This window comes from Photorhabdus thracensis (assembly GCF_001010285.1).
Lineage (GTDB): Bacteria > Pseudomonadota > Gammaproteobacteria > Enterobacterales > Enterobacteriaceae > Photorhabdus > Photorhabdus temperata.
Window position 1 is genome coordinate 1868826 of sequence record NZ_CP011104.1, and the last position, 12396, is coordinate 1881221.

The 12396-nt window shown below is 41.2% G+C and carries 7 protein-coding genes and 1 pseudogene; 3 read left to right on the forward strand and 5 right to left on the reverse strand.

Annotated features, from left to right (window positions below):
• Window positions 1-25: 25 nt before the first annotated feature.
• The 5 genes from VY86_RS07900 to fdhE form a co-directional block, all read right to left on the reverse strand.
• A complete protein-coding gene (locus VY86_RS07900; RefSeq protein ID WP_046974554.1) occupies window positions 26-946 on the reverse strand; it encodes a PfkB family carbohydrate kinase in 921 nt (306 codons plus the stop codon).
• Between the two features lie 769 nt (window positions 947-1715).
• The gene (locus VY86_RS07905; protein ID WP_046974555.1) at window positions 1716-3368 is read right to left on the reverse strand and encodes an LTA synthase family protein; all 1653 of its coding nucleotides are present in this window, start codon (window positions 3366-3368) and stop codon (window positions 1716-1718) included.
• Window positions 3369-3497: 129 nt separating this feature from the next.
• Complete coding sequence (gene selB / locus VY86_RS07910; RefSeq protein WP_046974556.1) at window positions 3498-5357, reverse strand: selenocysteine-specific translation elongation factor; 1860 nt, start codon at window positions 5355-5357, stop codon at window positions 3498-3500.
• Window positions 5358-5391: 34 nt separating this feature from the next.
• Window positions 5392-6783 (reverse strand): L-seryl-tRNA(Sec) selenium transferase, encoded by a 1392-nt coding sequence (gene selA, locus VY86_RS07915; RefSeq protein WP_046974557.1) that lies wholly within the window; start codon window positions 6781-6783, stop codon window positions 5392-5394.
• 21 nt (window positions 6784-6804) lie between these two features.
• Window positions 6805-7734 carry a formate dehydrogenase accessory protein FdhE gene (gene fdhE / locus VY86_RS07920; RefSeq protein WP_046974558.1) on the reverse strand — a complete coding sequence of 310 codons (930 nt, stop codon included), beginning with the start codon at window positions 7732-7734 and terminating at the stop codon, window positions 6805-6807.
• 788 nt (window positions 7735-8522) lie between these two features.
• On the opposite strand from fdhE, the gene VY86_RS07925 reads away from it, so the two are divergent.
• From VY86_RS07925 to VY86_RS24025, 3 genes and pseudogenes are all read left to right on the forward strand, one after another.
• Window positions 8523-9476, forward strand: coding sequence for a methyltransferase (locus VY86_RS07925; protein ID WP_046974559.1), 954 nt, complete (start codon window positions 8523-8525; stop codon window positions 9474-9476).
• A gap of 556 nt (window positions 9477-10032) precedes the next feature.
• Window positions 10033-10986 (forward strand): methyltransferase, encoded by a 954-nt coding sequence (locus VY86_RS07930; protein WP_046974560.1) that lies wholly within the window; start codon window positions 10033-10035, stop codon window positions 10984-10986.
• A 409-nt stretch (window positions 10987-11395) separates the two neighbouring features.
• Window positions 11396-12156: pseudogene (locus tag VY86_RS24025) on the forward strand (IS5 family transposase).
• Window positions 12157-12396: the final 240 nt, after the last annotated feature.

Here is a 12396-nt window from a genome sequence, read left to right on the forward strand (position 1 = left end):
TAAATCCCTTGTATTTGATTGATAATTATTCAAACACAAATTCCTTTAGTTCTTTTATGGTCGGCGCACCCGCAGCACCAGAACGACTGACAACAATGGCAGCAACGCGATTGCCAAGTTCAACAGCATCTTTCAGCGACATTCCCTGTGATAAACCAGCCAGCATACCACTACTATGAGCGTCACCCGCACCGATGGTATCCACCACTTTCACTTTATAGGCAGCAACATATTCTGGGTCACGATCAGGCAAACATATCCATGTACCCTGTAAACCTAACCGACAGATAATAGTGATTTTTCTTTTGTTGGAATAATTGCTGGCCTGAACGACAGGATCACCTTCCCCACACAACATAGTCATTTCATCACGATTCAGTGTCAAAATAGTTCGGCCAACAGGCAATGCATCAATGAAAGCAGAATCTATATTGGGTAAACGGGGACCAAAATCCAGCAATAATGTCTGCCCAGGTGGTGATGCCAATAACCAGTCACACAAAATCGCTGTTGTTTTGCTCACCATGACATAACCACTGGAGTAGATATACCCCTTTTCCGGCAAAGCAATAGCCGAGAGCATTGCCGAACTCCAGTCAACCTCACAACCACTAACAGAGACAAAACTTCTTTCACCATCCGGTTCAACCATTGCCAGACACCAGCCATTATCAAGCAATGAGTTGGTTAATGTAACCTCAAGCCCAAGAGCCTGCATCTCTTTAGTTATCCGCTTCCCCCAGTACCCGTTACCAACGGGTATACCATTAACCACCGGGATTTGCAGGCGAGCCAAAGCCCGGGCAACATTAAAACCTGAACCGCCGATCTGTTGATCAATCTCTTTGGCTTCCTGGTCTTCACCACTGCGAGGAAGCCTTGGTAAGCTGAGAACAATATCTCCTGCGGCAGCGCCAATTACAGTAATCGGCAGTAAATCCCCCATTAGTCCCTCCTTTTACTGGTCAAATATAAGCCATAATTCCATCAGACTGACAAAGAAAGAGGCAAATAATCCAGAGCTGGGATCCACATCAACAGACCATCAATAAATCCACTGTTGATAATCCTATTTACGGCAGATAAAGATCGCTTCCCAGAAATGGCCCCGGCCATGGTACCGATGGCATCCGCATCTCCCCCGAGGTTGGCGCAAAAAATCACACACCGAACCGAATGACCATCAACTCAATCCACCATGACCAGAGCACAAGGAACAGACTCCAATGATGTCCATTCTGGCACCAATAAAGTCATAAAGTTCTTTCAGTTTATCCAGCCAAAATGCAGCCACTTATTGCAAGATCCATCGTTCAGAAGACATACCTGTTGCATCACCAATTGCCTGACCATAGCCATAGAAATAACCTAGAGTGGTATCTGATACGGATTTAGTCATCCTTAATATCCGAATCAAATGCATAAGAAATATTTATACTTTAACATCAATCAGCCTCAATAAAAGTCGGCCTGTATAATTATGTGATATCAATGTGACTGCTCCCTATCAGATCGGGCCAGACTGATTACTTCATCCGTTGTTGCTCGCCTCTGACACGTCTGACATAGGTATGCCAACAGCCCGATAAGAAAAATGATTGAGAGTGAAATTGAAAAACAGTTGCAGAAAGTTGAAATTGGAGAGTGTTTACCAACATCTGAAGTGCGGCAAGCGCCATATTCATATGGCACCCACCCACTTATTATTTTATGGCTTACTTTTTACTTGCCACTTCTAGTTGCTGATAAATATAGTGTTTGTAACTATCCACCAGCGCTTTATCCTGACAATCATCCAGCGCCCCCCGACAAAGGTGACGCATCGTCATATTCGCCCGGTAAAAAGGTGAAGCATCCAATTTAGCCCTCTCCATAATCATTCCACCAAGGAATGAAATATCCGTCAGCTCATTAGTCTGGACAGGGTTTCCCTGTTTTAGGTTATCCCGCATAGTGAACTGAGTGATATAACCCGGATTTGAAAATACGCTATTGTACTGACCTAGTTCAATATTGGGTTGATGATCACCAAAATAGAGAAAAATGGTAGGCTTTTCCCGTTTAGCGACAAACTCACTGAAATCTTTGATTGCCGGGTCAGAAGCCTTGATTTTCTCCATATAGTGACTGAATTTACCAACCGCCTGTGAATTTTTCACATGCCCGGAAAGTCCGTAATCATCTGAATGATCTTCATCATATGGGCCATGTTCATACATAGTCAGTGAGAAAATAAACAACGGCTTATCGGTTTCCTGTGCCAGAATTTCTTTCACATAACTCAACATCTCTTGTGTAGAGATGGTCCACAGATTTTCATCAGGGCTGGCGGGATACCCTAACTCCTGCGGCTGGATAATACGGTCAACACCCAGTGTCTGATAAGCATGACCAGAATGATAGGAGGATTTATTAAATGGTGTCAGAACAACAGTGTAATAGCCATGCTGTTTCATCTCACGGAATAAGCTGTATTTCAGGTGATCAACGATAAAATAAAAAACAGCATTTTTGCGCGAGCCAAAATCATCGGTATTCAACCCCGTCAGGGCAGAGAATTCAGATAACCAGGTACCCCCACCGAAAGTTTGTACCCGCATTGGACTTTGTGCGCTGACCCCGAGATCCCGCTGGAACATATAAAGATCCGGCAGATGGGCATCATCAGGCAACTGATAGATATGCGGAGTAACAGTAGACTCCTGCAATAACAACACCACATCGGGTTTGATTTCTGACTGAGGCACAGGCAGCGTGACATTCTTAGCCTGTTGCAGGAAATAATCGGATGATTGCCCAAACTGAGGCACACGATGTTTGGCATCTTTAGCTGACATCACCATATTGGTCACTGTACCACGCCCTTTTGGCAGTGAAGATTCCCATTGATCTCTAAACGCGTTGGCAGTAACGCTCACTTCCCATGTACAGAACGCAACCAGCACCAGGCTGGCAGTACGCCACCATTTGAAACTACGTAAAGGTGATGATTTTTTCCAGCTCAGAGTCATATTAAACATCAACCAGATAAGCATAGCGACAATTCCCAGGCCAGCCAGCCAATAGTGTCGCAATGTTTCCTGATTAGAAGGATCAAACATCAGGTTAAGGTCAGAGAACATCAACTGTTCTTTGTAGTAATGAACCTTTATCTGATTAAGGAATTTAAAGATAATAAACAGTGTTCCGGTAAAGGCGGCAGAAAACAGCAACCGAGCTGACACAAAAAACACCAGACCAAATATCACACCAAACACACCGACAGCTATCAGCGCCGGGTAAATCTCTTCACTTTTTTCAAAAACCAGTATTAAAGTTGCAATAAACAATAATGCCAGATAAACACCCGATATTATCTTTCTTTTCATACCGTACCAAATCCCGTTAATAGAAAGCTCACGCCGATAACAGTTAGCAAAAATAACACAGGCTGGTTAAATCAACAGAAACAAAACTGTAATTCTGCTGAAATTGCCCATATTCTAGGCAAGAAATTATCAGAACAATCCATTATCCCTAAGAATATGTGATTCAGCCTGACGGCGGGTAAAACCACTGTGATCAAAGAATTCCAGGATCTGAATAGCCAATTTACGGCCAATACCTAATTCATCACGAAAATCGGCGGCAGTAATCGCACCATGATTTTGATTAAACTTGCGGATAAGTTCCGCGAACTGCTGAATTCGTTGGCTACAGTAATAGCGATCCGGAACAATGGCGGTAATATGTCCCAATTGAGCTGATTTTTTCAACAAACTGCGAATTGTCGCCTCTTCTTCCTTTAAATCAGAAGCCAAGTCACGTACCCACCAGGGATCATCTGTAAAATAGGGGGCTACTCGTTGCCACAGTTTTGCCTGTTCATCACTGAAAGCCAAACCCTGCTCAGGAAGATATAACCAACCATGTGACTGTTTTAATTGCCCATCCCTGAGCAAGAGATCTATCAGAGTATAAACCAGCGCTTCATTCAGCGCTGGCAGCGCCATCCGTTTCAGACGAGCCCTTCCCAAACCCAGTTGATCAGCATGTTGCTGGTGGTATTTAGCCAAAACCTGTAACAATTTCTGTTCCGCCAATCTGGCATTGCTCTGTGATAACACCATACCATCGGCAATAATCACATCCATATCAGCCAGTAACTGATGGAGATCCGCTTCCGTTAACTGGCGCGCCCAGGAAAAATGGCTGAGAGAAAGTGCACCTCGCAGCAAATGGAGTGTTAAGTTAGCCGCATGGTCCGATGTTTTGGCAAGCTGGGTGAGCCAATGCAAAAATTCTGGCTGGCGCTTACCACGGCGGGGAGAATTGAGGTTTATCACCCGTGCCCCAGCAAGTGTTTTTCTGGCACTGATATCACGCAATATCAGCCGGTCATGCTCAACCAACCATAATGGGCTATCAAGCACTAATTCAGCCAGACGAGGCGTATCAGAAGGCTGATTCAGTAATGAAATCCGACCCGTTATATGGCTAGCGGCATGATGAATATGCAGAGATTGCCAATTTCGCAAAGGTTCATCAGTTTCCACTTCCACCAGTACCCTCTCCACATTTTCAAAAGGTTTTTGGGAAAGTAGCCAGTCACCGCGAGAAACCTGTTCTTTACTCACATCACCGATGATATTCAGTGCAATACGCTGCCCGGCCTGAGCCATACTTGTCTGTTGATTCTGAGCGTGCAGGCCACGCACTCTGATTTGTTTATCACTACCGGTCAGCCAGAGAATATCTCCTGCACTAACCTGGCCGGCCAATGCCGTTCCCGTCACCACCAGACCCACGCCTTTTACACTGAAAGCGCGATCGATTGCCAAACGAAAACGCTGATGTAATTTTTCATGCTGCTTATTTTGCTGATGTAACTGCAACAGATGTTGCCTCAGAGGGACAACACTTTCTTCCTCAGTGGCAGCCGTGACAAACAGAGGGGAACCAATCCAACCTTGAGTTACCAGCTCATATTCAATCTGTTGGCGAACGTCAATTATTCGTTGCGGTTCCACCCGATCTGTTTTAGTGAGCGCAACGATCACCACCGGGCAGCCAATCAAACGCAGAATAACTAAATGTTCTCTAGTCTGAGCCATTACCCCATCATCACAGGCGACCACTAACAAAACATGATCGATACCACCGACCCCAGCCAGCATATTGGCGAGGAATTTCTCATGTCCAGGCACATCCACAAAACCAATCGAAGATCCATCCGACTGCGGCCAATAGGCATAACCGAGATCGATGGTCATACCCCGTTTTTTCTCTTCCGGCAAATGTGCCGTATTAACACCGGTAATAGCTTGAATCAGTGTGGTTTTACCATGGTCAACATGACCTGCTGTGGCAAAAATCATAGTAGTTTTAGAAAATTATGGTAGTTCCAGAAGATTATAGTAATAGTGCCTGCAATAATTCCTTTCCATCTTCAAGGCAACGTAAATCGAGCCACAAGCGCCCTCCAGAGATACGGCCAATAACGGGTTTCGCCAATCCACGCCAACAGCGGGCCAGCTGTTCCAGTGTACTCCCTTGACCATCAGCGGCAGCGAAAGTTAAAGCCCAACTAGGCAAACGATCAATCGGCAGCGAACCACTGCCAATCTGTGAATAACATGGCTCACTACGAACAATAAACCGGTCACCATAATATGCCTGAATCTCAGGCAATAGCTGTTGTGCCATATCATGCATTTCTTGCTGTTGGCGGGTTAACAAACGCAACGTTGGCAACTGCCGGCAGAGTTGTTCAGGGCGCTGATACAACCGTAAAGTCGCTTCCAGAGCTGCTAAAGTCATTTTGTCTGCCCGCAAAGCACGTTTCAGTGGATGATGCTGGATAGCTTCTATCCATTGTTTTTTACCGAGAATAATTCCAGCTTGTGGCCCCCCCAATAATTTATCACCAGAGAAAGTAACCAAATCGATGCCTTGGTCCAGATAATCCCGGGGCATAGGTTCAGCCGGCAACCCATATTGCGCCATATTAATCATGGAGCCACTACCCAGATCAATTGCTGTAGGAATTTGAGATTTCACCCCCAAAGCGGCTAGCTCACTAACAGAGACTTCCGCAGTAAAACCTTCGATGCTGTAATTACTGGTATGCACCTTCATCAGAAGGGCAGTCTCTTCATTGATAGCCTGCTGATAATCTCTCAGGTGAGTGCGGTTAGTCGTACCGACTTCAACCAACTGGCATCCTGCCTGAACCATCACATCAGGAATACGGAATGCGCCACCAATTTCCACTAGCTCACCACGGGAAACGACAACTTGCTTACCTGACGCCACCGTTGCCAACAATAACAACACCGCCGCTGCATTGTTATTAACGATACAGGCATCTTCCGACCCCGTTAATTCACACAGTAAATTCGCCAAAGCGCGATCACGGTGCCCACGCCCAGCGCCATTGAGAGAATATTCTAACGTTACCGGTGAACGCATCACTTGTGTTACCGCTTCAATAGCCGGTTCGGCCAGTAATGCCCGGCCAAGATTGGTATGAAGCACAGTGCCACTAAGATTAAACACCGGCTTTAAAGCCAAGGCTTGCTTCCGCTCCAGTCGCTGACCAAGTGCCACAGCCCAGTTATCACACCAATCAGGCAATTCCTGATACTGCTTGATATTTATTCTAACCTGCTCCTGCATTCTTCTTAATGTCGCAGTGATTAACGTCTGTCCATATTGTTCCACGAACGGTGCTATCTGTGGCTCATGCAACAGGCGATCAATAGCGGGGATCTGACTGTATAGCGGGCACGGTTTTTGTGTCATGGCAATTCCGTCAATTAACACTTACTCATTTGAAAACAAGAATGGATTGATGCTACTGCGGGCAAAACCTTCCTCTTCCATTTTGGCATCAAGGATCAGTGAAGCCAAATCATCAGCAATCGCCTCAACTTTTGGATCCTTTTCCTGATAGAGGATTTTCAGATAACTGCCACAATCACCGCAACTTTCCGCTTTCACTGCGGCTTGCTCACTCTTTAATGACCAATAACTCAGATCGCGGGTCTGTTCACAGTTACTGCATTTCACCCGTACCATATGCCATTCACTTTCACACAAGCTGCAATGCAGGTAACGCAGCCCGTTGGTTGTGCCAATCTGAACAACACTGGCGACGGGAATACTGCTGCAAACCGGGCAAAACTGACGATGCTCACCATATTCTGCCCTCGCCTTTCCTGGAATTTGATTTGCCATTTGTGCCCAATACAGGGAAAGTGCAGCCCAGATAAAGGGGGATTTTTCAGAACTGACTTTACTGAATTCATTTTTCAGCAAAGCATCAGCCATCTGTTCCAGCTCCTGCTCTGACGCTTTTTCCAGATTATCCAGAGCAACACTGACGTGTTCCGGTGCATCCGGCAGTAATTCTGCTATCAGAGAGTGAAACAGTTTTTGCCAATGCTTCGTGCGTGGAAATGTTTTGCAATCCAGAGGTGGTTTGCCTTCAGCGGCAGATTTTTCCAGAATATCCACTATCTCCATTTTCAATGGATTGTCATGTAATACTTTTTGTTGAGCCTGAGCAACTTCTGCTGCAAAGTTAAGATAGTCAGCAAATGGGTTATCTTCTGCCAGTTGTTGCAAACGTTCAGCCCGGCGCTGATAGAGATTTTTCAGATTAGCAAAAAGCAGTGGCGGGATATAATCTGCTGCTTTTTCATTGGTACGATCTTTGCTCAATTGTTCTTTAGGAACGATGCGAATACTCATTAAGCTCTATCTTCCTGTTATCTGCTTTACGGCTTTTAGGCTAATAATAATCTTAAGCCTGTTTTTAGTACTCAGCATAGATCAAAAGCGGGCTCTGAGCCACAGAGAGAATTAGAAAATTACAGTAAAAATTTAGGTAATGATATAGGGAGTTGTGTACTCAATAGCAACCAATATATTCAAAAAACACCTATAATTTTTCAGGTTTTATAATTATTAATTTTTTCCATAAATTAATTTATAAAGAAACATCCCACTATGTTATTTCCTACTATTTGATTGTAAAAACAAAAATAGTTAATTGTGATCTTCGTCATTTATTTTTATTCGATTTAATATAATCTTTAGTTAAATAAGATTCCAAAATGGCGCTACATCTTATACTACTCATAATTCTATGTATAACAATGGGTTGAAGAAGTCCATGTGTGGCAGAATTATGAAACGTTATTTAATCACTTACTCCTAAAAATGAGTAATTAAGGCGATGGATGCAATACTTTAATAATGCATTGTTGATTTACTGCTCTGTTCATGTAATTCTGACATCCCAAATGTTATGCTATCTTGATATTGGATAAATTAACCATGATCAACCAAATTGAGTTAACCAATTGGGAAGCAAGCCGAATTAAAACCTCATTACCTAATAAGGAAAAAAATAGCAAAGTTAATAATTACATTTAGGTTAAAGTATGTTCCAAAGAGTTCTAATTAGTCATAATGATATTTCCTAAACTTTAGATAAAATACTTTATTTATAAAATAATCACATAAAGGATAACTCAATGCTAATCGACCTGATTACATCACATAGAAAAACAGCCGCAATTTACGCTCTTGTTGATACAGGATTATCTGTTCATTTTAAAGATGGGGCCTGCGTAGATATAGATGAGCTTTCCCGTAAATCCGGCATTGACAATTCTCGCCTTAATCAATTATGTGATTACTTAATTGAAATAGGCGTATTGATTAGCAACAATCACGGAATAACACTTTCTGATGAATGCAGTGCACTTGCAGATCCAGAGAGTATAGAATCACTATTGATAAAATATGAAACTAACCAAGAACATTGGAACTCTTGGGTAATGTATTCAAAATCTCTACGTGAAAACAATGGTAAATCAGCATTTGAAATGGTATATGGAAAGCCAATTTTTGAACATCTAGCGAATAATAAATCGCTCAGAGAAGATTTCGATGCTTTAATGACAAAAAACTCTAATACATTAATTCAAAATTTGCTTAATGTTTATGATTTTAATAAATATAACAGAATGTTAGATGTTGGAGGTGCAAAAGGACATCTTCTGGAAAGAATTAATGAGAAAGTAAAAGGGAAACATTATGCTGTATTGGATAGATATAATGAACTTCCTGTTTCAGAAGATATAGATTTCATAAATGGAGATTTTATGAAATCAATTCCATCAGGTTATGATTTATATATCTTAATGAATATTATCCATAATTGGAATGATGATGGCGTAATATCAATCTTAAAGAATTGCCGAAAAGCAATGGGTGATGATGCAACTGTCTTACTGATAAGCGTGATGAAAAAACCACAATCCCCAATAGCTAACTCTATGAGCATATTAATGGATATGCTATTTTTATCGAAAGAGCGTTATTTGACTGAAGTCGAAGATTTGGCTAATCAAGCAGGGCTCACCATTAAAGATACTAAAGATATAGATGAAACATTTTCAACTATTGAACTAAAGGTAAAGTAAATTATAGGTAGTTACGGATTACTTCCAAATATAATTATATGGATATTGCATTATTAAAAAATTTATATATAAAATTGGCATCATAATCTTTGATGCCAATCTTTATTTTACATCGCCGTGACATATGGATATTAAAATAAAATCTGAACTCAACTTTAATATTAACAATAAAATAGACCTAATTCCCGGAGAAGATCCTTTCACCCAGAATGTCCCATAAACATAAACAACAATAGTTAGAATTAAACCGCGGGCTAGCATTGTTTAGGTAAAAATATCGATACTACGTTATTCTCTCCTATCTAATTCTTAAAAACCCTACAAAGAGTTAATTGTGATCTTCATCATTTTTTTTTATCATATTTAATATAGTCTAGCCTGATGATCGACGACTGATGCCTAAAAGTTCTGAAGCAGAGTGAATTAAATATTTACATGAAAATATAACAAAGCTAATAGTTACATTTTGATTTAAATAGAGTGTCAATACATCTACTCAATCATAATTATATTTTGATAATAAATTTAAATTCTTCATAATATAAAGGATAACTCAATGCTAATTGAACTTATTACGTCATATAGAAAATCAGCTGCAATTTATGCTCTTGTTGATACAGGATTATCTCTTCATTTTAAAGATGGAGCCTATGTCAATATCAGAGAGCTTTCCCGTCAATCTGGCATTGATCATTCCCGGCTTAGTCGATTATGTGATTTCTTAATTGAAATAGGCGTATTGGTTAGCAACAACGAGAGAGTCACGCTTTCTGATGAATGCAGTGCACTTGCAGATCCAGAGAGTATGGAATCACTATTGATAAAGTGGGAAATTAGATCAGATTACTGGAACGCTTGGTTAATGTATCCAAAATCTTTACTTGAAAATAATGGTAAAACAGCATTCGAAATGGTGCATGGCAAGCCATTCTTTAACCACCTGAATAATAATGAATTTATCAAATCAGCTTTTGATTCTTTAATGTCAAGTCTCTCTAATACAATGATTGGAAAGTTATTCGATGTTTATGATTTTAATCAGCACAACAGAATATTAGATCTTGGAGGAGGAGAAGGAAATCTTCTGGTAAAAATTAGTGAAAAGGTAAAAGGAAAACATTACGCCGTATTGGATAGATACAACGAGGTTCCTGTTTCTGAAGATATGGATTTTATAGATGGAGACTTTCTAAAGTCAGTTCCATCTGGTTATGATTTATATATTCTCAAAAATGTTCTCCATAATTGGTCTGATAATGATGCAATATCAATCTTAAAGAATTGTCGAAAAGCGATGGATGATAACGCCACCATACTATTGATATCCGTAATTAAATCACCACTATCTCCAATGGTTAAATCTCTCGATCTATTCATGGAGATACTATACTTAGGGAAAGAACGCAACTTAACTGAATTCGAATATTTGGCTAACCAAGCTGGGCTTATCATTCAAGAAACCAAAAGTATAGATGAATTATCTTCAATCATCAAACTAGGGGTAAAATAAACAATAGGCACTAAGAATTATTTCTAAAGATGATTATATAGATATTGTATTTTTGAGAAATGAAGATATAAAGGATAACTCAATGCTAGTCGAACTTATTACATCATATAGAAAATCAGCCGCAATTTATGCTTTTATTGATACAGGATTTTCAGTTCACTTTAAAGATGGGGCTTAAAGAATGAAATCTACGGACATCGCAATGGATGTGCTGTTATCAGGAAAAGAGCGTTACTTGGCTGAATTCGAATATTTGGCTGACCAAGCAGGGCTCGTTATTTAAAAACACTAAGAGCCTATCCCAAAAGGAATTGTCATATTGTATAATATTCTAGAACGGATAATTTCTGAAGGTATAGAGAGTATGGCAAACAACAAATGGCGGCTCAGTGATGAACTTTGGGGAAAAATGGCGCCACTTATTCCCGAACATAAAACTCAGCATCCGCTGGGCACACATCGTAAACGGGTTGATAACCGCGCCGCTATGGATGCCATCTTCTTTGTGCTCAGAACGGGCTGCCAATGGAACGCCCTGAATGCAACAGGAATATGCTCGTCAAGTTCGGCTCACCGTCGTTTTCAGGAATGGCGTGACGCCGGCGTTTTTGAACGCTTCTGGCAAAACGGTTTACTGGCCTGCAAGCATCTCGCGATCATCGACTGGTCGTGGTTATCACTGGATGGCTGCATGACCAAATCCCCTTTAGCGGGGACAAAAAAACAGGTCGTAACCCCACGGACCGGGGGAAACAAGGCGTAAAACGCAGTCTCATGACCGAGGCTAACGGGCTTCCTCTTTCACTCGTTGTTGCCGCGGCAAACACGCACGATATCAAATTGGTTGCAGATACGCTTGATGCACTTCAGACAGGCAAGCCCGGTAAAAAGGTCAGGCTGTGTCTGGATAAGGGATATGATGCTGAATGGCTGAGAGGCTATCTACAGAGTCGGCACTACGAGCCGCACATCCAGTCTCGCAAGGAAGAATCAGATGCCTGCCAGAATACGGACTTTAAAGCTCAAAGATGGGTTGTCGAGAGGACGCATAGCTGGATGAATCGCTTTCGCCGGATACTGATCCGATGGGAAAAGAAGGTCGAAAACTATGAAGCTATGTTACATTTTGCGTGCGGGATTATAGTTTGGAACAAAACCCTATTGGGATAGGTTCTAAAAATATAAATGAGTTATATTCAATTATCGAACTGGATGTAAAATAAATTACAAGTCAGTCAGGACACCTTTAAAGATAATAATATGGATATTGTGTTTTTAAGAATTTATATATAATAAATGGTATCGAAATATTTGATACCATTTTTATTTTAATATTTAATAACTTCCTGCATTATTAAAACTTAATTAACAATAGGCAGGATATAATTACCCTACCAAAATGCCGCATAA

What these genes read in the sequence shown, in the direction of transcription:
- selB (WP_046974556.1), bottom strand. Translation starts at nt 5,357, where the DNA reads ATGATTTTTGCCACAGCAGGTCATGTTGACCATGGTAAAACCACACTG.
- VY86_RS07930 (WP_046974560.1), top strand. Translation starts at nt 10,033, where the DNA reads ATGCTAATTGAACTTATTACGTCATATAGAAAATCAGCTGCAATTTAT.
- fdhE (WP_046974558.1), bottom strand. Translation starts at nt 7,734, where the DNA reads ATGAGTATTCGCATCGTTCCTAAAGAACAATTGAGCAAAGATCGTACC.
- VY86_RS07925 (WP_046974559.1), top strand. Translation starts at nt 8,523, where the DNA reads ATGCTAATCGACCTGATTACATCACATAGAAAAACAGCCGCAATTTAC.
- VY86_RS07905 (WP_046974555.1), bottom strand. Translation starts at nt 3,368, where the DNA reads ATGAAAAGAAAGATAATATCGGGTGTTTATCTGGCATTATTGTTTATT.
- selA (WP_046974557.1), bottom strand. Translation starts at nt 6,783, where the DNA reads ATGACACAAAAACCGTGCCCGCTATACAGTCAGATCCCCGCTATTGAT.
- VY86_RS07900 (WP_046974554.1), bottom strand. Translation starts at nt 946, where the DNA reads ATGGGGGATTTACTGCCGATTACTGTAATTGGCGCTGCCGCAGGAGAT.